At 55.4% G+C, this 25704-nt stretch carries 20 protein-coding genes, 1 other RNA gene and 1 riboswitch; of the genes, 13 read left to right on the top strand and 8 right to left on the bottom strand.

The window, feature by feature from the left end; genetic code table 11:
- Positions 1–28: 28 nt before the first annotated feature.
- The gene (locus tag ACU6HM_RS02240; protein WP_446763301.1) at positions 29–682 is read left to right on the top strand and encodes an FMN-binding negative transcriptional regulator; all 654 of its coding nucleotides are present in this window, start codon (positions 29–31) and stop codon (positions 680–682) included.
- An 86-nt stretch (positions 683–768) separates the two neighbouring features.
- Here the strand turns inward: ACU6HM_RS02240 and ACU6HM_RS02235 are convergent, their stop codons facing one another.
- On the bottom strand, positions 769–1392 hold the full coding sequence (locus ACU6HM_RS02235) for a glutathione S-transferase family protein (protein WP_336971451.1): 624 nt from the start codon (positions 1390–1392) through the stop codon (positions 769–771).
- A gap of 116 nt (positions 1393–1508) precedes the next feature.
- Positions 1509–1870, bottom strand: a transfer-messenger RNA (tmRNA) gene (gene ssrA, locus ACU6HM_RS02230).
- A gap of 144 nt (positions 1871–2014) precedes the next feature.
- Between ssrA and sstT the strand changes: the two genes are divergently transcribed.
- The 7 genes from sstT (at position 2015) to ACU6HM_RS02195 (ending at position 8965) form a co-directional block, all read left to right on the top strand.
- Positions 2015–3241 carry a serine/threonine transporter SstT gene (sstT, locus tag ACU6HM_RS02225; protein ID WP_009456287.1) on the top strand — a complete coding sequence of 409 codons (1227 nt, stop codon included), beginning with the start codon at positions 2015–2017 and terminating at the stop codon, positions 3239–3241.
- Between the two features lie 158 nt (positions 3242–3399).
- A complete protein-coding gene (locus ACU6HM_RS02220) occupies positions 3400–4032 on the top strand; it encodes a LysE family translocator (protein WP_369327006.1) in 633 nt (210 codons plus the stop codon).
- A gap of 333 nt (positions 4033–4365) precedes the next feature.
- The gene (locus ACU6HM_RS02215) at positions 4366–4869 is read left to right on the top strand and encodes a nucleoside 2-deoxyribosyltransferase (RefSeq protein WP_446763300.1); all 504 of its coding nucleotides are present in this window, start codon (positions 4366–4368) and stop codon (positions 4867–4869) included.
- Positions 4870–5063: 194 nt separating this feature from the next.
- The gene (locus ACU6HM_RS02210) at positions 5064–5912 is read left to right on the top strand and encodes a MurR/RpiR family transcriptional regulator (RefSeq protein WP_254499004.1); all 849 of its coding nucleotides are present in this window, start codon (positions 5064–5066) and stop codon (positions 5910–5912) included.
- Between the two features lie 286 nt (positions 5913–6198).
- Positions 6199–6510 (top strand): DUF485 domain-containing protein, encoded by a 312-nt coding sequence (locus ACU6HM_RS02205; protein WP_026483001.1) that lies wholly within the window; start codon positions 6199–6201, stop codon positions 6508–6510.
- On the top strand, positions 6507–8171 hold the full coding sequence (locus ACU6HM_RS02200) for a cation acetate symporter (RefSeq protein ID WP_446763299.1): 1665 nt from the start codon (positions 6507–6509) through the stop codon (positions 8169–8171). Before ACU6HM_RS02205 ends, ACU6HM_RS02200 begins: the two co-directional genes overlap by 4 nt.
- 131 nt (positions 8172–8302) lie before the next feature.
- Positions 8303–8965, top strand: a complete 663-nt coding sequence (locus ACU6HM_RS02195) for a response regulator transcription factor (protein WP_009456278.1) — start codon at positions 8303–8305, stop codon at positions 8963–8965.
- Here the strand turns inward: ACU6HM_RS02195 and ACU6HM_RS02190 are convergent.
- A complete protein-coding gene (locus ACU6HM_RS02190; protein WP_446763298.1) occupies positions 8952–12395 on the bottom strand; it encodes a hybrid sensor histidine kinase/response regulator in 3444 nt (1147 codons plus the stop codon). The genes ACU6HM_RS02195 and ACU6HM_RS02190 overlap by 14 nt on opposite strands.
- Before the next feature lie 460 nt (positions 12396–12855).
- Here ACU6HM_RS02190 and ACU6HM_RS02185 point away from each other — a divergent pair, with 460 nt between their 5' ends.
- On the top strand, positions 12856–14565 hold the full coding sequence (locus ACU6HM_RS02185; protein ID WP_446763297.1) for a sulfate adenylyltransferase: 1710 nt from the start codon (positions 12856–12858) through the stop codon (positions 14563–14565).
- Positions 14566–14676: 111 nt separating this feature from the next.
- Here the strand turns inward: ACU6HM_RS02185 and speE are convergent, their stop codons facing one another.
- Complete coding sequence (gene speE, locus ACU6HM_RS02180; protein WP_250755884.1) at positions 14677–15954, bottom strand: polyamine aminopropyltransferase; 1278 nt, start codon at positions 15952–15954, stop codon at positions 14677–14679.
- 174 nt (positions 15955–16128) lie between these two features.
- The gene (locus ACU6HM_RS02175; RefSeq protein ID WP_446763296.1) at positions 16129–17271 is read right to left on the bottom strand and encodes a sensor histidine kinase; all 1143 of its coding nucleotides are present in this window, start codon (positions 17269–17271) and stop codon (positions 16129–16131) included.
- Positions 17272–18066: 795 nt separating this feature from the next.
- On the opposite strand from ACU6HM_RS02175, the gene ACU6HM_RS02170 reads away from it, so the two are divergent.
- Together ACU6HM_RS02170 and ACU6HM_RS02165 are read left to right on the top strand one after the other, a co-directional pair.
- Positions 18067–18690, top strand: a complete 624-nt coding sequence (locus ACU6HM_RS02170) for a helix-turn-helix domain-containing protein (RefSeq protein WP_009456265.1) — start codon at positions 18067–18069, stop codon at positions 18688–18690.
- Between the two features lie 202 nt (positions 18691–18892).
- Complete coding sequence (locus ACU6HM_RS02165) at positions 18893–20599, top strand: methyl-accepting chemotaxis protein (RefSeq protein WP_226349410.1); 1707 nt, start codon at positions 18893–18895, stop codon at positions 20597–20599.
- A gap of 5 nt (positions 20600–20604) precedes the next feature.
- On the opposite strand, the gene ACU6HM_RS02160 is transcribed toward ACU6HM_RS02165, so the two are convergent.
- On the bottom strand, positions 20605–21180 hold the full coding sequence (locus ACU6HM_RS02160; RefSeq protein WP_009456260.1) for a TMEM165/GDT1 family protein: 576 nt from the start codon (positions 21178–21180) through the stop codon (positions 20605–20607).
- A riboswitch (yybP-ykoY riboswitch) is annotated at positions 21181–21358 on the bottom strand. It lies immediately after the preceding gene.
- Positions 21359–21448: 90 nt separating this feature from the next.
- Here ACU6HM_RS02160 and ACU6HM_RS02155 point away from each other — a divergent pair.
- Positions 21449–23011: a glycosyltransferase family 39 protein gene (locus tag ACU6HM_RS02155; protein ID WP_302356918.1), complete on the top strand. Its 1563-nt coding sequence runs from the start codon at positions 21449–21451 to the stop codon at positions 23009–23011.
- Positions 23012–23016: 5 nt separating this feature from the next.
- Here the strand turns inward: ACU6HM_RS02155 and ACU6HM_RS02150 are convergent, their stop codons facing one another.
- Positions 23017–23925, bottom strand: a complete 909-nt coding sequence (locus ACU6HM_RS02150; protein ID WP_009456252.1) for a LysR substrate-binding domain-containing protein — start codon at positions 23923–23925, stop codon at positions 23017–23019.
- Between the two features lie 125 nt (positions 23926–24050).
- Between ACU6HM_RS02150 and ACU6HM_RS02145 the strand changes: the two genes are divergently transcribed.
- The gene (locus ACU6HM_RS02145) at positions 24051–24677 is read left to right on the top strand and encodes an FMN-dependent NADH-azoreductase (RefSeq protein ID WP_026483011.1); all 627 of its coding nucleotides are present in this window, start codon (positions 24051–24053) and stop codon (positions 24675–24677) included.
- A 295-nt stretch (positions 24678–24972) separates the two neighbouring features.
- On the opposite strand, the gene ribA is transcribed toward ACU6HM_RS02145, so the two are convergent.
- Positions 24973–25644 (bottom strand): GTP cyclohydrolase II, encoded by a 672-nt coding sequence (gene ribA / locus ACU6HM_RS02140; protein ID WP_009456248.1) that lies wholly within the window; start codon positions 25642–25644, stop codon positions 24973–24975.
- Positions 25645–25704 lie beyond the last annotated feature (60 nt).

Raw genomic sequence — 25704 nt, 5'->3', positions numbered from 1 at the left:
CCTGAACCCCAAGCCAAGAAAGACAACGATGTATATCCCCGCTCACTTCAATGAATCCCGCCCTGAACCACTGCACGAGCTGATCGCCCAGCATCCACTGGGCATTCTGGTCACCCATGGCAAAAGCGGACTAAGCGCGAATCACCTGCCCTTCATGCTGCATCCCCAGGAAGGTGCACAAGGAGTACTGCACTGCCACGTCGCCAGAAACAATCCCGTCTGGCAAGACCTGGAAAACGGTGACGAAGTGATGGTGATATTCCGTGCAGGAGACGCCTACATCTCCCCACAGTGGTTCCCAAGCAAATTGGAAACACACAAGCAAGTTCCGTCCTGGAACTACATCGTGGCACACGCCTATGGGCGAGCAAGAATACGCGATGAAGAACGCTATGTGCGCGGGGCCGTGGCACGTTTGACCCGCATCCACGAAGCCAGCCAGCCCGTACCCTGGAAGATGACAGATGGCCCTAAGGACTATATCGACGCCATGCTGAAAGCCATTGTCGGAATTGAAATTGAGATCACTCGGCTGATCGGCAAAACCAAGCTGAGCCAGAATAAGGAGGCTCGGGATGTGGAGGCGGCATCAGCAGCATTAATCAGCCAGGGAGATCATTTCATTGGCTGTGCGATGCAGGCGGTGGCAGTAGACAAACGGGAGCAGGAGAACAAAGCGTAGATCACCTGTTCCCCAGCAATAAATATCTTTGCGTCTATTTTTTATGTGCTGAGTGAAGCCAATGCCCGCAAGGGTGACGGCTTCACTCAAGCAGCCGCCTCGGCAACAGCCTTGCGCACAGCTTCACGCGCCCCTACGCGCTCCAGATAAGCACTTAGTTTGGGAAATTGACTCATATCGACTGCATCTCCCTCCAGCCAACCACCTACTGTGTACAGATAAGCATCAGCCACGCTGAACTGCTCGCCCAACACCCAGGGACCCACAATCAAGGATTCCAGATAAGCCGCACAAACCGTCATGTTTTGCGGCACCTTGGCGCGCATGGCTTCTTCGGCCGCTGGATCATCTGCCCAACGGGAACCACGGCGCTTATGTGCGTGGGCCACATGCACCGTGGACGCCAGATAGCTATGCAGCTCCTGCATACGGGCGAACGCAAAGGGATCATTCACAGGCGCCAGCTTGGCATCCGGAAAGCTCTGTGCCACAAAAGTCAGCAAGGCCGGAGTTTCCGTCAAAGCCCCCTGCTCTGTCACCAGTGCCGGCACACGCCCTTTGGGATTGACGCGCAGAAACTCCGGGCTTTGCTGTTGATTCGCACCAAAATCCAGCTTGACCACATCAAAGTCAGCCCCTGCTTCATGCAGCGCAATATGAGTTGCAAGCGCGCAGGTACCTGGCGCGGAATAGAACACCCAACGAGACATGTCGATCTCCTTTTGTCCATAAAACGAAGGGATCATTATGACGCTGAAGCCTTGTTGAGCAAGCAGAAAACAAAAAACCCAACAGCCGTTAAGCTGTTGGGTTCCTTGGGATATCTTGGTGGAGTCGGGGGGAATTGAACCCCCGTCCGCAAGCCGTCCACAGACAGTTCTACATGTGTAGTCAATTAATTTTAAGTTTTAACCTTGGACTGTGCCAATTGACAGGCCTTTCCTTGGCGATCCACTAAGTTTTAGAACCGGACTTCGTGGCGCAGGCCGATTCGATTCTTTGTAAATAACACTGCTGTAGGTTGCCCTACCTAACCCAAAGACAAATTAGTGCAGTGGCCCAGCCTTAAGCGGCTAGAGCGAAACGCTCGTCGTTGGCGTTTGTAGTTTTCCAGTGGATTTACGAGCGTACTGGTGCTCGACACGCCCTGATCTGCTTCTTGACCCACGTCGAAGCCATGTCGACCCCATGTGGATTAGCAACCATATCACATCGGCTACAAAATGTATAGCTCCTGGTGCTAGAATAACCCTCTTCCGCGCTCTGGCTGAGTCCTCGCCAGAGCGTTTTTCACGTACTTCACGCCTACCCATTTGTTTGGAGTCGCTTTTCATGGCCCATCCCGCCAACCAAGCCAGAGGCCCATTAGGCTTTATCCTGCACGGCAGTCTTGTTACTCAAATTGTGATCGGTTTGATCGCCGGTATTTTGCTGGGACGCTTTGCTCCCGATGCCGCGCACTCGATCGCCCTGCTGGGCCAATTATTTGTCTCTGCCTTGAAGTCGGTTGCGCCGATTCTGGTGTTTGTTCTGGTGATGTCTTCCATTGCCAACCAAAAAGCCCAGTCCTCCACCCGCATGGGTCCTATTTTGCTCTTGTACGTGCTGGGCACCTTCCTGGCTGCACTGATTGCCGTGATCGCCAGCTTCGCCTTCCCCGTCAAGCTCAAGCTGGATCTGGCCGATGCCACCTTGAACCCTCCTGGCAATATCGTTGAGGTATTGCTGGATCTGCTGACCAGCATTGTGGTGAACCCGGTTGATGCCTTGCTCAATGCCAACTACATGGGCATTTTGGCCTGGGCTATTGCTCTGGGTCTGGCGCTGAAACACGGCTCGCAAGGTTCTCGCGACCTGCTGACCGATATGGCCAATGCCGTGTCGTCCTTGGTGCGCCTGGTCATTCGCTTTGCGCCGCTGGGTATTTTTGGTCTGGTGGCAGTCACTATTGCTGAATCGGGCTTTGATGCGCTGCGCCAATACGGGCTGCTGCTGATTGTGCTGGTAGGCTGCATGCTGGTGGTGGCTCTGGTCGTCAACCCCTTGATCGTGTTTGCCAAGCTTCGTCGCAACCCCTACCCGCTGGTATTCACCTGCCTGCGTGAAAGCGGTATCACAGCCTTTTTCACCCGCAGTTCTGCGGCCAACATCCCTGTGAACATGGCTTTGTGCGAGCGCCTGGGCCTGCATAAGGACACCTACTCGGTTTCAATTCCACTGGGTGCCACCATCAATATGGCCGGTGCTGCCGTTACGATTACCGTCCTGACGCTGGCTGCGGTGCACACACTGGAAATCCCGGCTGACCTGCCTACCGCCCTGCTGCTGAGCCTGGTGGCTACCATTGCCGCTTGCGGTGCATCGGGCGTTGCTGGTGGCTCTTTGCTGCTGATTCCACTAGCATGCAATATGTTCGGTATTTCCAACGATGTCGCCATGCAAGTGGTTGGCGTTGGCTTTGTGATTGGAGTGGTACAAGACTCGGTAGAAACGGCCTTGAACTCCTCGACCGACGTGCTGTTTACCGCTGCGGCAACACTCGAACCAGGCCGTGCCTGATTTGATATCTTGACGCACAAGGGGCCAGCCATTCAGGCTGGCCTTTTTTGTAGGCCGATCAAGCAACGCCTGATTGCCTCAGCCCAAGTACCCGCCGCCATGCTTGAGTGTGCAGGCACTCAATGCTTCTGCAATCAGACTCTTACCAAGGAATCTTCGTGGATTTAGCCAGCCTTTCTCTGTATATCGTTGCAGTATCGGCCGTCACTATCATGCCGGGCCCCACCATGCTGCTTGCCTTGAACAATGGTGCACATGGCGGCAAACGGATCGCAGCATGCGGTATTGCGGGTGCGGCGCTCTCGGACCTGATTCTGATTGCTGCCGTCAGCTGTGGACTGGGCGCGCTGCTGCTTGCCTCCGAGCAGCTTTTCACAGTGGTGAAATGGATAGGTGCGGCGTATCTGCTCTATCTGGCCTATGGTCTCTGGCACGCTCCGGTCAGCTCTATCCAGACAGGCACCCCCACGGAAAAAGTTCGGACGGGTCGCGCGGCTTTTCTGCGATCTTTGCTGGTTGCCCTGTCCAACCCTAAAGCGCTGCTGTTCTTCTCTGCATTTTTGCCGCAATTCATTCGTCCGGAAGAAGCGATTGCCGTTCAGTACATCACACTGGCCTTGGTCACAGCCCTGATTGATATGGCTTTAATGACTGTCTACGCCGTGGGTGGCCATCACGCCATGCGGCTGCTTTCCGGCAAGGCTATGCGTTGGTTGAACCGGGCTTGTGCTGGCATGCTGGCAGGTCTGGGTATTGCGCTAAGTCTGTATCGACGCGGTAATTCCAACTGAAGATCGCAACCGCCAAGGAAAACAAGGGACCTGAATCGGTCCCTTTTTCTTATGTGCTGCAAGCCAGTCTTGTCTACGACAAGACTGCACCTCACCATCCGTGACGCTAGAGCAACACGCCAAACGACAAACCGCAAACCCGTGCCAGGTCCTTTCACCCAGCGCCATGTTCAGGCTGATGGGATCGTATATCATCATTCAGATGGCCACCACGAATAGCCTGCTATGGGTTCAGAACAGCCATGTCTCACAAACTCCGGTTTGCCCCAGCGGCCAGCAGCCCAGCCTGAACCGGCACGATTTCCCTTCACCCCGAATCAACAAGGAGCCAAGATGAAGCGTATCTATTTAGCGGGTCCTGATGTGTTTTTCAGCGATGCCACCGAGCGTGCCAAGCTGCACAAGCAATTGGTACGAGACTTTGGCTTCAAGCCCTTGCATCCCGTTGATCAGGAAGAGATCGAGGCCTCGGCTATCTACCACCATAATATTCGTCTGCTGGACCAAGCCGATGCGGTTCTGGCCAACATCACGCCCTTTCGAGGCGCAGAGATTGATACCGGCACCGCTTTTGAAATCGGTTACGCCGTAGCCCAGGGCCTGCCTGTTTTTACCTACCGCTCTACCGCCGATACCGTTCTGGACACCGTCCGCGAGCACTACAGCCCAATTGTGCTGGACCCGGCCAGCCAGATCTGGCGTGATCGCAATGGTGCGCTGATCGAAGACTTTGGCCTGCCCTCGAACTTGATGGTGGCGATCAGCACGGAGTTTGTACACGGTTCCTTTACGGATGCCCTGATCGCCGCACAGGATTATTTCAAAGCTATTGGCTAATTCATTTTCGGAAAAAATACTGCTGATTAATCAATCACAAGCAGTCAAACAGAGTCAAAATTAAACGGTTTTCAGGGACATTAAACGCATCTTGTACTCAGGTATGATGTGGACTTGAAACTCCCTGCCCGAACACAGGAACCACAATTGGTTCCCCGCCGTACCCGCTTTTCCTGAATCAAAAAAACAGGGCTATGCCCCGCACCATGCCAGACACCAGCAACATCTCTTTTCTTGATCGTGTACGCGCCATTCTTAGTGATCTCCCCGCTTCCGAACGACGTCTGGCCCAATTCACACTGGATTTCTCGGGTGATTTATCCAGCTACAACGCCTCGGAACTCGCCAGTCTGGCCCAAGTTTCCAATGCCACTGTCACACGTCTGATCCGTCGTCTGGAATACGCCAACTACGAAGCGGCACGCAAGCAGATTCGCACGGAAAGAACGGATGACTCCTTCACCTCGGTCCACCAGCCGCTATCTCCGGGCGAGGCCGCCTTGCACTCACACTTGCAGGAAAGCTATAGCAAACTGGGCAATACCTATCGGCATCTGTCCCATTCTGTTCTGCAGGAAGCCAGTCAAGCCATCAGCCGTGCGCGGCAGGTTTGGCTGGTGGGTTTGCGGGCAAACTACTTTCTGGCCGGGCATTTTTACTGGCATTTGTCCAAACTCATGCCGGGCGTACGGCTTATCCCCGGAGCGGGGCAAACCGTCTCCGACTACCTGGCCGACATTCAGCACCAGGATGTCGTGATTGTTTTTGATTTGCATCCACGCCCCAGCTACATGCCGGAGCTGATCGGACGCCTGGAAACACGCTGTGCGGACATCGTGCTGATCACCGACCAGGATTACAAAGAGCGGCCCAAGAGCCGCTGGTCCCTGCCCTGCCAGCCTGGGCCTGAAGCGCTGCCTGATAATTCGGTGGCCGTTGCCAGCCTGTCTCATCTGCTGCTGTCCGAAATACTGAAAGTACGTGGCGCTGATCGCCGTGATGAATCAGAACAAGAACTGGCCACCGCTGACGCGCTGTTTTGAACTAACAAAAAACACCCTTTTCAAGCTCTGCAAGCCACTCAGAGCAGAAGAGACCAGCTCTTGTGCCAGTGCGTCTCCTGCATCATTTGCCCCGCCCAGCTAAACCAAGGCTCCAAAATCAGAGCCGTCTCCTCCCTCATCTACGACCAAAGTCGCCTGTTGGGAAAAGTTGATTCGTTCTATACATGCTGTACACAGAGCGCCCTCAAGCGCCAACTCTCTGTACACGCCGTGTTTAGAGAGCCTCGATGCCAAGAATCATCAAACCCCATAAGGAGACATAAGAATGAGCTCAGCCAATACTGTCGTGACGGCAGTAACCCAGCACCCCGCCTATCAAGAGCTGCTTAGAAGACGCAACCGCATGAGCCTGGTTTTTTTCGGCTTGACCGTGATTGTGTACGCCGGTTTTATCTTGACCCTGGCCTTTGACCCCGAACTTTTCAGCCGCTCTGTCGGCTCCATGACCATGACCATTGGCGTGCTTAGCGCCGCCATTGTGCTGATTAGCGCCGTCGTCCTGGTGTCCACCTTCGTCTACATTTCCAATAAGGTGTATGACCCCTTGCTGGCTCAAATCATGAAGGACGTGACATGAAGAGACTACTTCTGAGCCTGGGCCTGTTTGGCATGGCCAGTGGCAATGCCATCGCGGCCCCGTCCGGCCAGGCCAATACCTCTGCCATTGTGATGTTCCTGATCTTTATTGCCGGGACCATGGTCATTACCTGGTGGGCGGCCCGCCGTACACGCACCACGTCCGACTTTTACACCGCCGGTGGCGGTTTGACCGGCTTTCAAAACGGCCTGGCAATTGCCGGGGACTATCTGTCCGCCGCTTCTTTCCTGGGGATTGCGGGCATGGTGTACGTCAGCGGTTTCGACGGCATGATTTACGCCATCGGCTTCATGTTCGGCTGGCCGGTTGTGATGTTCCTGATTGCAGAGCGCCTGCGCAATCTGGGCCGCTACAACTTTGCCGACGTCACCTCGTTTCGCCTGTCGCAAAACCCCATGCGGATTCTGGCGGCCAGTGCCTCGCTTCTGATCATTGCCCTGTACCTGATCGCGCAAATGGTCGGTGCTGGCAAGCTGATCGTGCTGTTGTTTGGTCTGGACTACAACGTGGCCGTGGTGATTGTGGGTTCGCTGATGATGATTTACGTCACCTTTGGCGGCATGACGGCCACCACTTGGGTACAAATCATCAAAGCCGTGCTGATGCTGGTCGGTGCTACCTTGATGACTGTTCTGGTTTTGGCCGCGTTCTATTGGGATGTCGATGCCATGCTGGCCGCCGCCGTGGAAACACACCCCACCGGACACGCCATTCTTGAGCCCGGCGCTGCCGTCAGCAGCAACCCGCTGAACGTGCTGTCGCTAGGTATCGCGCTGGCCTTCGGTACCGCAGGTCTGCCCCATATCCTGATGCGCTTCTTCACCGTGGCGGACGCCAAGGAAGCCCGCAAATCCGTGATCTACGCCAGCAGCTTTATTGGCTACTTCTACCTGCTGACCTTCATCATCGGTTTCGGTGCGATTGCCTTGCTGGTCAAGCATCCCGAGTACTTCCAGACGGGTCCGGACGGCTCTTTCAATATGCTGACCAACCTGATTGGCGGCACCAATATGGTGGCGGTGCACCTGGCCAATGCGGTAGGCGGCAACCTGTTGCTGGGCTTCCTGGCAGCAGTTACCTTCGCCACGATTGTGGCCGTGGTTGCAGGCTTGGCCTTGGCCGGTGCCGCCGCCATTTCTCATGACCTGTACGCCAACGTCATTGCCAAAGGCCGCGCCACCGAGAAAGACCAGATGCGCATTTCGCGTATCTCCACAGTGGTGTTGGGCGTGCTGGCGATTTTGCTGGGCATTATCTTTGAAAACCAGAACGTCGCCTTCATGGTGGGCCTTGCCTTTGCCATTGCAGCCAGTGCCAACTTCCCGGTCCTGGTGCTGTCGATTGCCTGGCGTGGCTGCACCACGCGTGGTGCCACCATTGGCGGTTTTCTGGGCCTGGTCACCGCCACGGTGTGGGTGGTCTTGAGTAGCACCGTGTGGGTGGATGTCTTCGGTTTTGCCGAGCCCATCACCCCCTTCCCTAACCCTGGCATCCTGTCCATTCCGCTGGCTTTCTTCTCGATCTGGCTGTTCTCAACCCTGGACAACAGTGCCCGCGCTGCCAAGGAACGCGAAGCCTTCGAGGCTCTGACCGTACGCAGTCAAACCGGCATTGGTGCTGCCAGCGCCAGCGCTCACTAAACACACTTTTCATGCTGATGTAATCAGCACGCAGGAACAAGAACAGGGCATTTCGGTGCCCTGTTATTACTGATAGGCAGCTCATCCTGGCAGGCACCATTACAGATACTTGAACATGGCATAATCCCCACATGAATGAACTGCTCATTGCTGACGATCACCCCCTGTTTCGTGAGGCGTTACGAGGCGTCGTCGCCAGCCTGTTTCCCGGCACGGCCATCTACGAAGCGGATCGTATCTCCAATTTGTATCCCCTGGTCGACGACCATCCTGACGCCGATCTGCTCTTGCTGGATCTGGATATTCCAGGGGCAATCGGTTTCAGCGCTTTAGTCCATTTACGCGCGACCTACCCATCCCTGCCCATCATTCTGGTCACCGCCCATGAAGAGGCCCGCTTCATGCGCCGCGCCATGGATCACGGAGCCATGGGCTTCATCCCAAAATCCATTGATGCACAGACGCTGGGCGTAGCCCTGCAGGTGGTTCTGGATGGTGGCACCTGGTTGCCGGAAATCGGCTCTTCCTCTCCGGGCATCAGCCTGGACGAACGGGAGGTCGCGGCGAAATTGCGCGAGCTGACACCGCAGCAATTTCGCGTGCTGCAAATGCTCAGCACCGGGCAACTGAACAAACAGATTGCCTACGAACTGAATGTCTCGGAGGCCACCATCAAGGCGCACATGACCGCCATCCTGCGCAAGCTCGGTGCTTCCAATCGCACCCAGGCGGTCTTGATGGCCAGTCATCTTGGCCTGAACCAGGACGAATCTCAGGACGCTAATACGTTTTAATTTGCGCGGCCAAAAAAGCTCGCAGTGAAGCGGGCTTGACCGGCTTGGTCAGCACCAGATAACCATATTGTCGAGCCGCTGCTTTCAGCTCGTCGCTACCATCCGCCGTCAACAAAGCGCCTTGCGCATGAGGCAGATGCAGACGCAATAGTTGCAGTGCCTGCAAGCCGTCCAGCCTATCATGCAAGTGATAATCCACCAGCAAGACATCGGGACTCAAGGCAATTTTCTCCAAAGCGCTATCTACCGTGTTGGCGGTGATAATTTGTGCTCCCCAGCGCCCCAGCAGCACTTCCATACCCGCAATAATATCCAGATCGTTATCCAGACACAGCACACGCAAGCCTGTTAAAGGCAAGCCATCGGCAGGCTTGCTGGACTCGTTATTTTGCTGACTGCTGGCCTGCGTAGCGTCACTCAAAGGAACGCGAATGGAGAACATGCTGCCACGCCCCACTTCGGATCGCACATCCAGCATGTGCCCCAACAAGACCGCAATACGTTGGCAAATGGACAGGCCCAAGCCCAGGCCACGGCCATCCCAATCGAAGGCTTGTTCATAGCGATGAAACTCCGCATAAATCTGCTGAATATGATGTGGCGGGATACCCTGGCCTGAGTCCCAGACCTGAAACTCCAGCTCCTCGCCCCGGACCCGCACGCCAAACACCACTCGTCCTTCCTGGGTGTAGCGCAAGGCATTGGCCAGGAAATTCTGCAACACGCGCCGCAACAGACGATGGTCGCTATACACCTGCAAAGGTCGAGCATGAATCCGCAACTGGATACCACGTCGAGCAGCCATAGGAGCGTATTGGTCTGCCAAATGCTGCAGCAGATGCTGCACATTGATCACGCCCAGATCCGGCTTCAAGGCTCCGGCATCCAGACGGGAAATATCCAGCAGGCCTTCCAGCAACTCCTCCGCCGTACGCAAAGAGGTATCGACTCGCTCGGCCAGATTGGGCATCTCCGCCAGGTCATGCGTATCGCGCAAGGCCGACGCAAACAGACGTGCCGCGTTAATCGGTTGCAGCACATCGTGGCTGACGGCCGTCAGGAATCGGGTACGAGACTCCTGGGCTTTTTCCGCCTCCTGCGTACGCACCGCGACACGCTGCTCCAGGCTGTCGTTCATCTCCCGCAGCTCGCGCTCCACGCGCTTGTAGTGCGTGATATCGCTATAGCTGGTGACATAACCGCCGCCCGGCAAAGGCCGCCCCCGCAGCTCGATCACCTGCTTGTCATTCAACATACGCTGAGTCACATAGGAAGAGCCTTCGCGCATGAACTGAATACGACGTTCTATGGCTTGTTCCACCCCTATGCTTTCCACGCCATCGACCTTGCCCCGCTCGGCATTAAAGCGAATCAGGTCCGCCACGGATCTTCCCACGTACAACATGCTGGGCGGGTAATCGAATAACTGCTGATAGCGCTGGTTCCAGGCGACCAGCCGCATGTCCGCATCCACCACACTGACACCCTGATCAATGTTCTCCAAGGTGGCCAGCAAAATATCCCGATTGAAACGCAGTTCCTGCCCCGCCTCATCCAGCACGGCCATGATGGCAGCCACCTCCATGCCCGAACCACGCAAGGCGCTGGTCAGCACCAGGCGCGCGGACGCGGCCCCCACCGCAGCTGCCAGCAATAGCTCCGTGAAATGCACCCAGGAACTATCCGCCCGCAAACCAGGCTCCAGCGATTGCTTGGCCTGTCTGGCCTGCGTTTCAAAAGCCCGCTTCGCCATTTTTTTACCAACGATACGCTCTGCCAAAAGCAGCAAATCCTGTACCGACAAATCCCCATAAGAATGACGGGCCGCCAAGGTCTGCCGCTCCGCATAAGGATTAAGAAACGGCTCGGCCCGCAAGCGCTCTCCCAAGCCCGGACGCCGACGCCAGGACACCCACAAAAAGGCGCTGATATTGCACAGCAGGGACCAGAAAGTGCCATGTGTCAGCGGGTCCCAGCCCTCTACGCCAAAAAGTTGATAAGGGCGCAGCCAGGACAGGCCAAATGGCCCGTGATACAACCAATCATCCGCCAGCCAGCCCACCTCGGTCAGCGTCGGCAAGAGCAAGGTATAGACCCAGATGGCAAAGCCCAATAGCAGTCCGGCCTCTACGCCCTGTCGACTGGCACCGCGCCAATACAAACCACCAATCAAGCCCGGCCCAAACTGCGCAACCGCCACAAAAGCCATCAGCCCATACGCGGCCAGGGTCGTATCGCTGCCGCTGAGCATGTAATAGCCGTAAGCCACACCCGCCAGCGCCATGATGGCGACACGGCGTATCCATAGCACTGTGGAAGCCACCGTACTTTGCTGATACTGCGCCCAGCCACGACGCAGCAACAAAGGCATCACCAAGTCATTACTGACCATGGTTGAGAGCGCCACGCTGGTCACAATGACCATGCCAGTTGCCGCTGAAAAACCGCCTATGTAAACCATCAAGGCCAAGCCAACCTGGTTTTGCGACAGGGGCAAGGCCAGCACAAAACTGTCCGGTGCCACGCCCTCGCCCCCGACGCCAAACAGGCTGACTCCTGCCGCGGCAATAGGCAAGACCATGACGCTGACCACCAGCAGATACGCCCCAAACAACCAGCGCGCCCGCCGTATATCCACCACGTCCCCACATTCCACAATGGCCACATGGAACTGACGGGGCAAACAAATAATCGCGGCAAAGGCCAGCAAGGTTTGACCGACAAAACCCACCGGCGGACTGTTCTCGAACAGTGTGCTGACGGCCCCCACCATATTCAGTTCAGTCTTGCCAAACCAGCGAAAGGCGAACAGGCCAACCGCCACCAAGGCCACCAGTTTCACCACGGACTCAAAGGCCACGGCCAGCATCAAACCCGGTCTATGCTCGGTCGCGTCCACCTGGCGTGTTCCAAACAGAATAGAAAACAAGGCCATCAAAATCGCGACATACAAGGCCGGATCACCAAACAGCCCGGCGTGAAACTCGGTCCCGGCCAGCACACTCAAACTCAAGGCCACCGCCTTGTATTGCAGGGCCAGATACGGCACGGCCGCCACCACGGCAATCCCCGCCACCATGGCCGCCAAGCGCTGCGAGCGCCCATAACGACTGGCCATGAAGTCCGCAATGGAAACCGTGTTCTGGGATTGAGCCACCAGCGCCAGGCGTTCAATAATCCGCCAGCCAAACAGCAGCATCAGCATGGGGCCAAGATAAATAGGCAGAAAGCCAATGCCATAGCGCACCGCCGACCCGACCGCGCCGTAAAACGTCCACGACGAACAGTACACAGCCAAGGCAAGGCTGTAGACCGTAGGTCGCAACCAGGGGCGCTGGGTATACAAAGGATTCCTGTCCCCGAACCAGGCAATGGCGAACAAAATTGCGGCGTAAATCAACGAGGCCAACACCACCCAAGCTGGCGTCATCTGCACTGTCTCCTACTTTGGTATAACGCGATGATTTTTCTCGCGATTGTGAGTAATACTAAGACAGTTCCAGCAGGATCTGAGCTCGGAAAACTAGGGCTTATCACCTATACCCAATTTGATTTTCGGGACAGATCTCTTGGGCAGGCAGCACCCGCAGCATCATGAGCCACGGTGAGGATCACCTCACGCACCGATAAACCCAGAACGATGCCTGCATTCCTGTCCTCATGTCGCATTTAACAAGCGCAGCAAAACAATGCGCAGGCGGTATTCAAGCCAGCGCTGCATCACCTGTTTGGACGAAGAGCTTTCGTCTGGCATCACAAGAAGAAATAGAGCGTTTGAAACCGGGGAGTCACTGCTCCAGTCCAGAACTCATCTATCACTCGCAAACGAAAAACGCCCCGACAAAAAAACTATCTTTCATCGTCACGCGGGGCAAATTAAAGGAGGCAATATGAACCACTCAACATTGAACTTTGATCGCTATCCACAGCAACCGCACGGTGGAACGCTGGTCAACCAGGTTGTCCCGGAGGATCGCGTCAAGGACGAGATCGAACGTGCGCGCACCCTGCCCAGCATCCGCGTGGATCTGGAAGCCGTCATCACCATCGAGATGATTGCTACGGGCGTGCTCTCCCCCAACAAAGGCTTCATGAACGAGGCCGACTACAACTCCGTGCTCAAAGAGGGTCGTTTGAGTAATGGTGTGGTGTGGCCTGTGCCGCTGAGCTTCGCCCCGATTGGCGATCGCAACCGCGACATTATTAAAGGACTTTCGGTCGGCTCTGAAGTGGCGCTGACCAATAGCGACAACGAGCCGGTAGCCATCCTGAGCATCGAGGACATCTTTTCCTACGACAAGGAGCAGCGCGCTCAGCAACTGTTTGGCACCACGGACAGAAATCACCCCGGTGTGGACTCCATTTACCGCCGCATGGGCGATGTGTCCCTGGGCGGGACCTTGCACCTGCTGCAGCGTGTGGACTGGGGCCCGTTCGAAAAGCTGCGCCGCGAACCCAAAGACACCTGGCGCCTGTTCTACGAAGAAAAGAAATTCAATTCCGTGGCAGGCTTTATCACCGGTGCGAATCCGCTGCACCGTGGCCACGAGTACATTCACCGCAATGCGCTGGAAGGGATTGATGGCCTGTTCCTGCAACCATTGGTGGAAATGGCCAAGCGTGAATACGTGCGCCACGAGTTCCGCATGATGGCCTACCGAAATGTGCTGGATACCTACTACCCCAAGGACCGTGCCATCCTGTCACCGTTGCGCGTCACCTATATTTTTGCTGGCCCTCGCGAAACCATTTTGCATGCCCTGATCATGAAGAACTATGGGTGCACCCACGCCTTGATTGGTCGGGATCACGCCGGGATTGGCAGTTACTACGACAAGTACGCCAGCCACAGCATTTTCGATCAGTTCAGCCCCAAGGAAATGGGCATTGATGTGCGCCTGTTCCATGAAGTGTTTTACTGCACGCGTTGTGCCTGCCATGCCACCTCCGAGACCTGCCCGCACGATGATCGCTTCAGGCTGACCATCTCCGGCACCGGCATTCGCGAGATGCTGCGTCACGGCATCATGCCGCCCAAAGAAATCTGCCGCCCTGAATCCATTCTGCCGGCCATGCAAGGCGTACAGCCCAAAGGACTGTGCGAGGCAGGCGAAGCCATCCAGCCCGTCAGTAAAGTGATCCAGAGCATGTTCCCCTACTACACCCAGTACACCCGTCTGGGCGGGGCCAAGCGTAGTGAACCGCTGGATCCATCTCAGCTGACGGTGCGCGATCTGGAAATCGCCAGCCACGACGTGCGGCACCATGCGGGAGATATCTACAACGGGGTGTACACCGAGTACAGCGCCGTGGTGGATCACAACCGCAATATGCAAGCCGCCTGGATTGAGGATGCACGTGCTGCCCTGCGCTTCCAGCAAGAGCGTCTGATCAGCGATCTGGAAGAAAAGCAGCAGCAAGCACCGGAAGAAGCCTCGGACGAGTTCATGTATCAGGACAAGCAAGAAGTCGTGCGCGAGCTGCATTCGGCCCGCAGCTTGCTGGATGATATTCCGACCGTGATTTCTGCCAAGCAGTTGACCAAAAGGACCTGGAACGTCCTGCCTTACCAGCGCTATCGTGGGGCGGATAAGGAATAAGGCTCTATCCAGCTTCCCCCTGAACAGAAAAAGCCCCTGACCTTAACAAGATCAGGGGCTTTTTCATCACGAAATCTGCCCGAAGGCAGACTCAAACTGTCCAGAACCTGCTTAACAGACCTCTTCCAGATTGACCTCATTCACAGGCATCAGGCGGCGGTAGAAAGTAGGCAAAGCAAACAAGGCACCATGAATATCAGCGTTGTAGAACTGCAGGGAATCCTGGTTCTCGCTGCTCATACGCTGCTCCAGTCGTTCCTGGATTTGCTCGGCGGAGAAAGCACGCGGGTTCAGCTCGTCGGAGGCAATTGCCAGCCCCCAGTAAGAGCCGTACAGCGGAATATGCAGACCGTAGCCATGCACTTGTGCAAACACACTGGCCAGGGATTCGCTCAGGTTCTTGACTTGCTGACTTTCGTGGAAAGGCGAACCCAGGTGCAATACCAAAGCACCACCACTTGCCAGCGCACGTTTGCAGGACTCAAAAAAGGCAGTCGTGTACAAGGGACCGGCCGGAGTTTCGGGGTCGGTGAGGTCCAGATAGATCAAGTCAAAGCGTTCCTGTGTATTGGCCAGGAACTTCGCGCCGTCTTCGATCTGAATTTGTACACGCGGGTTATCAAACGCCCCCTTGTGAATGGACTGCAAGTGCTCGCGGGCCACCTCGATCACCTCCCCATCCAGCTCAACCAGAGAGACTCGCTCCAGACTGGGGTACTTCAGCAGTTCTTCCAGGGCTCCACCATCCCCACCGCCCACAATCAGGGCACGACGTGGATTCGGGTGAGACATAGCGGCCGGGTGAATCAGACCTTCGTGGTAGAAAAATTCTTCGGCCTCGGAAGTCATCATGCAACCGTCCAGGCGCAAGGTCTTACCCAAGGTTTCGGAACGCAGCAACTCCAGACGCTGAAAAGCAGTCTGGCGCTCCAGCAAGCGCTCGGTGAAGCGAAAGCCGTACAGCGCATCCTGATTCAGGTTTTCCGTCAGCAGTTCACCAGCATGGGCCGGGCCATCGGCCTCGCCACGCCACAAGCGATTACGCTGGGCCTGACCGGGCTTGAAAGCCTGCTCAATACCGTCAATCAGGCGGGTCGCCTTGCCGGAATTGTCCTGCATGAAATTGCAGACATAAACGTCCAGCGTCACGCCACCACGCTCTGGCCAGGTATGGATGGCCAAGTGAGACTCGGCCAATAACAGTACCCCGGTAACACCACCAGGCTGCCCTTCAAATTCGGGAAATGCCTGCCACTCCTCACCAACAATCGTCAGCCCTGCATCAATAGTCTGCTGACGGCAAAAATCCGCCAGTTTCTGGGCATCGATCAGCAGCTCCGGGCTGCATGCACATTGGTAAAGGTCTGCGGTCAAGTGCAAGCCTTGCATAATCGTGTGCTCCTTTAACAGATTTTGCGCTCCCTACCAACGAGACGACCGCAACGTAAAAACTTCAAAGCGAGGTGCACCTGGAATGGCGATCACCTCGCTTCATCGAAAAGAGCGCAAATTGTACCTTATATCAAACTTAAATATATGAAAATAACCCTATTTAAGGGAAGATTAAGGTATATACGACGCGGAAGGCAGCAGAACCAATTCCATGACCAAATGCGCTCCTGGACCCGGACGGTCCTTGAAATAGACTCTGCCCCCGTGGTGGTGAACAATCGAGCGCAAAATGGACAAGCCCAGACCGCTTCCTTGCACCTGTTGGCCGGGCAGGCGATAGAACTTGTCAAAGACCTTCTCTTTATAGAGCGGATCAATTCCCGGCCCTTGGTCCAGGACCTCTATCCGAGCCCAACCGGTTTCGCCCGGCTGCAAGCGCAGGGTCACCATGGTGTCCGGCGCGGAGTACTTCAGGGCATTTTCCAGCGCATTGCGCAAAGCCACCAATAAAGGAACGATATCCACCTTGGCCCACAAGCCATACTCGGGCACATCCAGGTAAATGCGGTGGCGCTGTTCGTGAAAGGGGCGCAGACTCAGGCGCAGCACGGCACGCAAATCGGACTCGCGCCATTCCTGCATGCTCGTGCCCTCATACTCCATGCGATTCAAGCGCGTCAAATCGTCCAGCAGCACATCAACGCCACGAACCTTTTCATGTAATTGAGAGTAGATCTTGCTAGCCCAGGCTGACGGGGTTGTCTCCAGTTGCAGCAATTGGATATAGCCGCTGATGGCGGCCAGCGGGGAGCGTATTTCATGGGCAGCCATGGCAAAACAGTCAGCACGATCGCGCTCCTGTTGCATTTTTGTGCTGACATCGCGAATCATCAACAAAGTTGCGCTGTCTGAATCGGAGGCCGCATAGGCATGAAACTCCAGGGCGCGGGCCTGTTCCCCTTCCCCATCCCGGTGCACATAGTAAAAAGGATTTTTTTCGCGGTTAATAACCCGACTAATCCCAGGGAGCAAATACGCTAAATCTGCCCGTATTCCCTTTTCCAGATTCTGGAAAAAATCGATTAAATCATCGTTATCATTGGCCAATTCCGGCGTATCCAGCAAACGCCGCATGGCCCGATTACAACCCTCAATTCGACCACAGGAATCGAACATGACAATGGCATCGGGCAAGGCATCCAGCATTTGCTCAAAGCGATGTGCTTTTTCATAAGCCTGTCCCGGCCATTTAGGCGCGCCCGCTCGGTCAAACAAACGTTGCCCGATCAAAAAACTGGTAAATAGTGTGAGCAACAAACCAATCCCCTATTTTCGTCCCAAAACAAGCACCAGGCCTGCCTCAGTGTGATTTCAATCTCCATACGACAAAAAGCCAGTCCAGCGGATAAACCAAGCATTTTTCTAGATGGGATTACTGATCTGCCAATGCCCTTGCATCAGCCTGGGTGAAAAAACGGTTAATCGCCTAATAAATAAATTTCATAACAATCAGGCGGAACAATAAGAAAGGGATTAGTACTTTTTAAAAGTTTTACTCCAAAACCACCGCCCATACTGCTTAACGGCAGAAACGGCCTTATCATAAGGCGCATAAATTTTCTTTGAGGAAACAAGGGGGCTTGTACAAAATGGATTCCTATTTATTTCATAAAGACTGACCAGGATCAAGACTAACGATAAAAACAAGTGCTAGGGTGCTAACACCGTTTTTCTTGGCCCGACAAGCCGAGCACCGCCCGGACCCGCCCGTAACATCAACACTTATAAGTGTGTTCAGCTCCCCACACTGGGCCCGTCCGGTAACACGACAGCGCAAGGGATACGCGTAAAATCAGCAAGGCGAGTCCAGGTTCACAGGCCCGCCCGATTGAAGTGAGTCCCTGATGAAGCATGAACATCTGAAAATCGGAGATATTAGAAGCATGTGTGTCGAATACTCTGCCTATCACTTGGCGTGAACAGGCCACTTCCCCTTGCCATTAGTAGTATTTCTGTACTTACTAATACCGTCTCTACACTCTGCACTGCTACATCGGGGCCCATAGCCTTTCTTTCCCCGGTCTGGCCTGCTTTCATTTTGTTGACTCCATGAACGACGCCGTTTACTCCACTCGGCAGGCTGCTGATTTACTAGGTGTGTCTGTACGCACCGTACAACTTTGGGTAGAAGCCGGGACCCTGAAAGCCTGGAAAACCCAAGGCGGGCACCGTCGCATCGACCGCGATTCCGTACAAGCCATCTTGCAAGAGCGCCGTGGGCAAACCAGCCCCCCGACGCCTGATGTTCCGATCACTCCCAGCCTACCTGTTTGCAGCGGTGAACCCTGCCTGCGCGTACTGGTCGTTGAAGACGACCTGGATTTGCTGGCGATTTACCGCATGGCCATGGAACATCTGCCCTTCCCGGTCGAATTGCGCTGCGAGCAAGATGGCCTGAAAGGTCTGATTGCTGCCGGCAATTTCTACCCCGATGTGCTGATCGTGGACCTGAACCTGCCCAAACTGGATGGTTTTGCCATGCTCAAGGCGCTGGCCGATGCCCCTGAAACCGAACATACCCAGATTTATGTGATTTCTGCATTGAGCGCCGCCGATATTCACGCGCGTGGCGGTCTGCCCGGCAAAGCAACAGCCCTGACCAAGCCCATTCCCATTGCCCTGCTCCTGCAACTGCTCAGCGAAGCCTTCCACGCCCAGTACCTGCCCTCCTGAGCACGTCCTCTGCCCTTTATCAGCCAGGATCAATTTTTTCAATTTCGATCTTTTTGTGACAAAAATTTTCATTTGATTATCATTTTTTTATTTTTAGACATAAAAAACGAATCAAATGATACTATTCACGAAAATTCACAACAAGAAATTGATCCGTTTATCTCGAGTCTTTTGCTGATACAAAAATACAAAGGGAAAGGCTATGCGCAAGAACCTACCAATTACCGGCATCGAAACCGAGCTGCTGGACGAGCAATATCTCATTTCCAAAACTGACCTGGCCGGCCGCATCATTTATGCGAACCCGGCCTTTGTCGAGGTGAGCGGGTTTAGTCGGGAAGAATTGATTGGCGAGCCGCACAATATCGTGCGTCACCCCGATATGCCATCCGAAGTTTTTGCAGATTTGTGGCATACCTTAAAACAGGGCCGTTCGTGGGTGGGGGTGGTAAAGAATCGCCGTAAAGACGGCGGTTTTTATTGGGTTCTGGCCCATGCCAGTCCCATTATTGAACAAGGGGAATTAACCGGCTTTGCGTCGGTTCGTGTGCGCGCAAAACCTCAGGATATTCAAGCAGCTGAACAGTTTTATCAGGAATTGCGCGAAGGTCGAAATCGTTCCCGAACGATACGCGCTGGCCAAATTACGGCTCGCAGCTGGCGTCGCCCTTTTGCCGGCCTTCGTTTCCTGGCTGGTCCCAGTTTGCTGGCCGCCTTTTTACGAAAAGGCCTGTTGAATCTGGGTATTACCGGCGGGATTATTGCCATGATCCTGAATACGGAAATGCCACAGCAAAGCATGATCCTCCTGGCCAGTTCTCTGGGGGTGGGGACACTGATGATTTTGGGCTATCAGGCCGTGCTGATGCGACGGGTTTTGGGATCGTTTAAAACGGCCACGCACATCGCCCAACAAATTGCCGCAGGCAACCTGACAGTCAACACACGCGGACCCGCTGTGAAGAAGCTGGAAACGCTGGGCCAGAATCTGGATCTGATGCGTAAGAGCCTGATGAGCATTAGTACCGACGTGGACCATAGCTGCAGCAACAATCAAATGGTGTCACGCAAGCTCTCGGATAACAGCGCCCTGCTGGAAGCACGCACTCAAGAGCAAGCGGCCTCCATGCAGCAGACCACTGCCAGTATGAGCTCCTTTGGGCAAGCCGTTCTACAGACCGCAGAAAACGCCAAGGCCAGCCACGAACTGGCTAGCCGCAGCGCGGATATCGCGGGTCGCGGGAACGAGGCGGTTCAGAAAGTCAGCTCATCCATGCAGCAGATTCTGGAAAGCTCGCAGCATATCGGCAATATCGTGTCGATGATCAATAACATCGCCTTTCAAACCAATATCCTGTCGATCAACGCCTCAATTGAATCGGCCCGCGCCGGAGAGGCCGGTAAAGGCTTTGCGGTGGTTGCCTCTGCCGTGCGTTCGCTGGCTCAGCAAGCGGCTCAAGCGGCCGATGAAATCAAGCAACTGGTCACCGAAACCCAAACCCTCAGTGCTGAAGGTGCCACCCACGCCGCCCATGCGGGGCAGACCATGCAGGAAATCCTGACATCCGTGTCTGAGGTTGCGGGTTTGATGGGTGAGATTTCTGCTGCCACCAGCGAGCAAAGCATCGGTTTGGGCCAGTTGACCCAGGCCTTGAAACAGGTGGACCAAATCACCAGCGACAACGCCGCTCTGGTCCATGACTTGAGTGAAACAGCGCAGGAACTGAACCAGAATGGGGCCGAACTGCAAGAGGCTATCAGCGTCCTGAATCACGGAGAAAGTGCGCATACTCACCCACCCACTCGCTCTGCTGCCCCCTTGATCCTGGCCCCGGTTGTGAAAATGGACGCCGCTCGTCGCAAACCGGCCCACCCAGGCCGACTACGACAATTGGCATCCAGTACCTGAGTTCGCTAAAAGCCCAGGCTTTCAGCCCCTCCCAACAAGGCCAGCACACCCAGCACGGCAAAGATACAGGCAGCAATCCGGTGTACCAACTGAGTCGGCAAACGGCGGGCAATGCGCTCGCCAAACAAAACGGCAGGTGCGTTGGCCAACATCATGCCCAAGGTCGTGCCCAGCACCACCAAACCGAACTCTTGATATTTAGCAGCCAAAGCGACCGTCGCAATCTGTGTCTTGTCGCCCATCTCGGCCAGGAAGAAGGTCACCAGCGTGGTGCCAAAAACACCAAAACGCGTACGGGTGGCTTCGGCATCATCGATCTTGTCAGGAATCAGAATCCAGATGGCCATGGCCAGAAAGGAAATACCCAACACCCAACGCAGCACTTCAGGATCCAGCAAAGCGGGAACCCAAGCACCAATGGCGCCAGCCAGACCGTGATTAACCAAGGTTGCTATGAAAATAGCGAGAATGATGGGCCAAGGGCGTTTGTAGCGGGCTGCAAGAATAAAAGCCAACAATTGGGTTTTGTCCCCAATTTCTGCCAAGGCAACCACACCCGTGGAGATAAACAACGCTTCCATAACAACTCCTGGCCGGATATGAGACAAATGACCACAAACCCTCCCGGCCAAACGCGAAGGTCCATGGTCAAAAGTCTTGCCAGGCTAAGTTGCTATCAGCGCCATGACCCTGTGTAGGTCAAGTATGTTGACGCTGATCTTCGGTAAACCGAAGCGGCTACTCCCTAATGACGAAGCGCATCGTAGCCCAGATTAAGACGCCTGTCCAATCGGGGCTTTTCAACGCACAAGAAGTACACTTGCTTATTTTCACGCTTTCACCAGACGCATGACTGCCCAAAACCCAGCATCGGCTCAGCCCAACACCTACCAGCGCTATGTGCTGCTGTATCTGTTATTCATGATTTTGCTGTGGACCGTTTTGATGGCAATTAGCCATAAAGCCCCCGATCTGGACGGCATGGAAGAACTGGTCTGGTCGGCCAGCTTCGAGCTGGGCTATTTGAAGCATCCGCCCTTCCCAGCGTGGGTGATGGCCGCCTTGACCAGCGTAGTCGGACGCCCGGCATGGCTGACCTTTGCCGCGGGCATGACAGCTTCGGTGCTGGGGCTATGGTTTATCTGGAAACTGGCCTGCGAATTTCTGAATCCCGAACGCGCCTTCATGGTCTTGCTGATCAGTTCTGTCAGTATTTACTTTTCCTTGCGCGGCACCATTTTTAATCACAACACGGCACAACTGTGGTCCGTAACCGCCGCGACCTGGTTTTTCTATCGCGCCAGCCGCGACCAGAAACCGGCAGACTGGTTATGGCTGGGCGCCGTCGCTGCGCTGTCTACGGTCACCAAATACAGTGCCGTGATTCTGTTCACCGCCTTCTTTTTGTATTTCCTGCGCAGCGGTATGTGGCGTCAGCGGCAGACCTGGATAGGGCTGGGCTTGGCCCTGCTTGCCTATGTGCTGGTCTTGTCGCCCCATCTGTACTGGCTGGTGAAGCACGACTTCGCCCCCTTCCGCTATATGGACGGCTCGCTGGAAACACATACCCGCTGGGAGGCCTACAAGGAACTGCTGGCGTTTAGCCTGGACCAGCTGGGGCGACTAAGCCCCATGGTTGTGGCCATGATTGCGCTGGGTATCTGGAATCGTCGTGACAGGAAAAAGCTGGCCCCATCTGACGCGGCCTTGCAAAACAAGCAGCGCTATGCCGATGATATTTCCCGCAGCGACAAGCAATTCCTGCTGTGGGTGGGCCTGACTCCGATCGTCAGCACCGTCTTGATTTCAGCCATGATGGGCACCCGTCTGGTCGCTTCCTGGGCCACCACCTTCTTTGTTTTGTATGGCTTTTTTGCTCTTTGGGTCATGCACGGCAAGGACAAGATCCAGCTGCGGCGCGTGGCTATTATTGTGATCGTGTTGCAGATATTGCTGGCATCGGGCTACGCCTTGGCTCGTGGCCCATTGGCCTGGCATAAAGGTCGGGACTCTCGCTCCACCTTCCCCGGCCCGGAAGTGTCTGCCCAAATGCAAGCCATCTGGAACGAACACATGCCCGGCATCCCACTTAAAGTCGTAGTAGCCGATACCTGGCTAGGCGGCAATATTGCCGTTCATGCCGGCCAGGATGTGATGGTCTTTATTGATGCTGACCCGGCTGCTTCACCTTGGCTGACACTCCCGCAGGATATGGAATGCGGCGCTCTGATTGTGTACAGCATTCAGACCCGTGGGAAACCTCCCGCATCCTTGCTCCAGCTGTACGAGCAAGCCCCTATCAAGGGGCAGGCCGAGCAGCGCTGGTCTTCCAAGCGCAGTCCCATGATTGATCTGAACTGGGCCATTCTGCCGGCACAAAGCAGCTGCCCCTTTGCAGCCACCGCCCGCTGAATCACTTAAATTTTGGGGTGATGCACCGGCAGTTGCTCACCCAGATAATCCAGAAAATGTCGTACCGCCGGGGCCATGCCTCGGCGGGAAGCAAACACAGCGTGAATAATCCCCGGCAAGGGTGCCCACTGTGGCAATACCTGCACCAGGCGTCCGGCTTTCAAGGCCTCGCAACACATATAGTCGGGCAAGATACCCACGCCTATGCCCTGCTCCACCCCTTCACGCAACGTCAGCAAATCCGAGGCCATATAGCGCGGCCTGTGCGTTACCGTCAGGCTGGCGCCCTCGGGACCATACAGCTCCCATTCGTTTTGACCTTGTCGGGCCGACATGGCCACCGTGGGCAATTTCACCAAATCAGCCGGGCCGCGCACCGGATCAAAACGCGCCAGCAGTTCAGGCTGAGCAACCAGAATCGCCCCTGTTTCACCCAGGCGCTTGACGATATAGCTCGCACTATCACTTAAGGTGCTGCGCACTCGCAAAGCCACATCAATCCCGTCCGCCACCGGATCAACCACCCGGTTGCTGACCTCCACCTCCAGCTCGACCTGAGGGTAGCGAATCAGAAACTGTGCAAACACGGTCGACAAGACCGTATGGGCCAAGGTGACCGGGCAACTGATACGCAAGAGACCACGCGGTTCTTGCTGCACTTGAGCCACCGCAGAATACGCAGCTTCGGCCTCGTCACGCATGGCCTGGCAATGGCGCAGGAACACCTCTCCAGCAGGGGTCAGAGACAGGCTGCGCGTGGTGCGTTGCAGCAGGCGCACACCGACTTCAGCCTCAAGACGGCTAAGACGTCGCGATACTCGCGATGGCGGCATGCCCAAGTGTCGGGCAGCAGCACTAAAGCCGCCACGCTGTACCACTTCGGTAAACAGCACCATGTCATTTAAGTCATACATACAGGGAAGTTTTCCAGGATTACAGACAAAAGTAGAATAATCTTTCTCAGAAAAACCGGCTTATCAAAGGTATGGGCATCAAACATAATGACACCATTCCTTCATCGCTTTGGACACCAAACATCATGAAACTGCTACACGTAGACTCCAGTATCACCGGCGCCAACTCCGTTTCCCGCGAACTTTCGCAATTTGTGGTTGATCAACTGCGCCAGCAAAATGAGCAAGTCCAAGTGGAGCATGTAGATCTGGCCCTGAACCCGCCACCTCACTTTTCGGCTGACTCCCTGGGCATGCGCCTGGGTCTGGACCCAGCCACCCTGAGCGAGCGCCAGCGTGCCGAGAACGCCATCACCGAACAATACCTGAGCCAGTTCCTGGCTTCCGATGTGGTGGTGATTGGCGCCCCCTTCTACAACTTCACCATTCCTAGCCAACTGAAAGCCTGGATGGACCGTCTGGCTCAAGCTGGCCGCACTTTCCGCTACACCAGCAATGGCCCGGAAGGTCTGGCTGGCGACAAAACGGTTTACCTGGTTCTGAGCCGTGGTGGCATCTACTCCGAATCGGAGCAAGGCCAGGCCATGGAACATCAGGAAAGCTACCTGCGTGTGATGTTCGGCTTCATGGGTGTAACGGACCTGCGTATTGTGTACGCCGAAGGTCTGGGCAAAACCCCAGAGCTGCGTGATCAGATTGTAGAGAACGCCAAGGCCAGTGTCAGCGCCTTGCTGGAAAAGAGCCCTGCCTAAGACCGGGAAGGCCTGGTTCGACCAGGCCTTGGCTGTTTAGTTCTGCACAAGCAGCCACCCGCCCCTTCAGCTCTCAAGCCTGAGCAAGCAAAGATAAAGCCGGATCCCAATCCCTGTGTGGACATCGGATCCGGCTTTCTCTTTTGCGTTGCCTGCCAGCAGGCAGCACATTCTGATCGCGCTTAATCTCCACCAGAGAAAAACACAAAGGGCCAATTGATGGCCCTTTGTGTTGATACCGCGATAAGCAGGAACGAAATCGGAGCAGAATCAATTTCTGCCCGCGCACCCCTTTTTATTCGTCTGTTTCCAGCCAGTGGCCCAAGCGCAGACGCTTGGTGTTCAGGTAAGCCTCGTTGAAGGGATTACCTTCAATTTGATGCGGCACACGCTCCACCACATCAATGCCAATTTCTTGCAGGGTTTTTACCTTGCGCGGATTATTGGTCATCAGACGCAGCTTCTGGATACCGACGTGCTCGAGCATATCCTTGCAAATATCATAGCGACGCATATCCGCAGGAAACCCCAGCTTCTCGTTGGCTTCCACCGTATCCGCACCCTGATCTTGCAGGTTGTAGGCACGGATCTTGTTCACCAGACCAATACCCCGCCCTTCCTGGCGTAAATACATCAAGGCACCACGGCCTGCCGTAGCAATACGTTCCAGTGCCAATTGCAGTTGAGGGCCGCAATCGCAGCGCAGGCTGAACAAGGCATCGCCCGTCAGACACTCGGAGTGGACACGGGCCAGGACAGGCTCGCCGTCGGCCACATCCCCCAAGGTCAACAAGACGTGTTCTTTTTGATTGCTGCGCTCTACAAATACATGGATTTGGAATACGGCCCAAGGGGTAGGCAAACGGCTGGAGCTGACGTAGTCCAATAAAGCGCCGGGTTTGGCCTGCTGGGCAGCCAGCGGGGAGTCCGATTCTGATGCCAGTGCGGCATCCGGGATGGATTGCATAATGAGTCTCTGCTGCAACGAAGAAATGCGGCTTGGCCCCATCCGGGGCAACCTAGCAAT

Source organism: Alcaligenes sp. RM2 (assembly GCF_052931795.1).
The sequence above is the reverse complement of the archived record's forward strand: the minus strand, read 5'-3'. Positions and strand labels throughout refer to the sequence as shown.

Excerpts from the sequence above, each read along its gene's own strand:
- ACU6HM_RS02240 (WP_446763301.1), top strand. The coding sequence starts at position 29 with ATGTATATCCCCGCTCACTTCAATGAATCCCGCCCTGAACCACTGCAC.
- ACU6HM_RS02235 (WP_336971451.1), bottom strand. The coding sequence starts at position 1,392 with ATGTCTCGTTGGGTGTTCTATTCCGCGCCAGGTACCTGCGCGCTTGCA.
- sstT (WP_009456287.1), top strand. The coding sequence starts at position 2,015 with ATGGCCCATCCCGCCAACCAAGCCAGAGGCCCATTAGGCTTTATCCTG.
- ACU6HM_RS02215 (WP_446763300.1), top strand. The coding sequence starts at position 4,366 with ATGAAGCGTATCTATTTAGCGGGTCCTGATGTGTTTTTCAGCGATGCC.
- ACU6HM_RS02210 (WP_254499004.1), top strand. The coding sequence starts at position 5,064 with ATGCCCCGCACCATGCCAGACACCAGCAACATCTCTTTTCTTGATCGT.
- ACU6HM_RS02205 (WP_026483001.1), top strand. The coding sequence starts at position 6,199 with ATGAGCTCAGCCAATACTGTCGTGACGGCAGTAACCCAGCACCCCGCC.
- ACU6HM_RS02200 (WP_446763299.1), top strand. The coding sequence starts at position 6,507 with ATGAAGAGACTACTTCTGAGCCTGGGCCTGTTTGGCATGGCCAGTGGC.
- ACU6HM_RS02195 (WP_009456278.1), top strand. The coding sequence starts at position 8,303 with ATGAATGAACTGCTCATTGCTGACGATCACCCCCTGTTTCGTGAGGCG.
- ACU6HM_RS02190 (WP_446763298.1), bottom strand. The coding sequence starts at position 12,395 with ATGACGCCAGCTTGGGTGGTGTTGGCCTCGTTGATTTACGCCGCAATT.
- ACU6HM_RS02185 (WP_446763297.1), top strand. The coding sequence starts at position 12,856 with ATGAACCACTCAACATTGAACTTTGATCGCTATCCACAGCAACCGCAC.
- speE (WP_250755884.1), bottom strand. The coding sequence starts at position 15,954 with ATGCAAGGCTTGCACTTGACCGCAGACCTTTACCAATGTGCATGCAGC.
- ACU6HM_RS02170 (WP_009456265.1), top strand. The coding sequence starts at position 18,067 with ATGAACGACGCCGTTTACTCCACTCGGCAGGCTGCTGATTTACTAGGT.
- ACU6HM_RS02165 (WP_226349410.1), top strand. The coding sequence starts at position 18,893 with ATGCGCAAGAACCTACCAATTACCGGCATCGAAACCGAGCTGCTGGAC.
- ACU6HM_RS02160 (WP_009456260.1), bottom strand. The coding sequence starts at position 21,180 with ATGGAAGCGTTGTTTATCTCCACGGGTGTGGTTGCCTTGGCAGAAATT.
- ACU6HM_RS02155 (WP_302356918.1), top strand. The coding sequence starts at position 21,449 with ATGACTGCCCAAAACCCAGCATCGGCTCAGCCCAACACCTACCAGCGC.
- ACU6HM_RS02150 (WP_009456252.1), bottom strand. The coding sequence starts at position 23,925 with ATGTATGACTTAAATGACATGGTGCTGTTTACCGAAGTGGTACAGCGT.
- ACU6HM_RS02145 (WP_026483011.1), top strand. The coding sequence starts at position 24,051 with ATGAAACTGCTACACGTAGACTCCAGTATCACCGGCGCCAACTCCGTT.
- ribA (WP_009456248.1), bottom strand. The coding sequence starts at position 25,644 with ATGCAATCCATCCCGGATGCCGCACTGGCATCAGAATCGGACTCCCCG.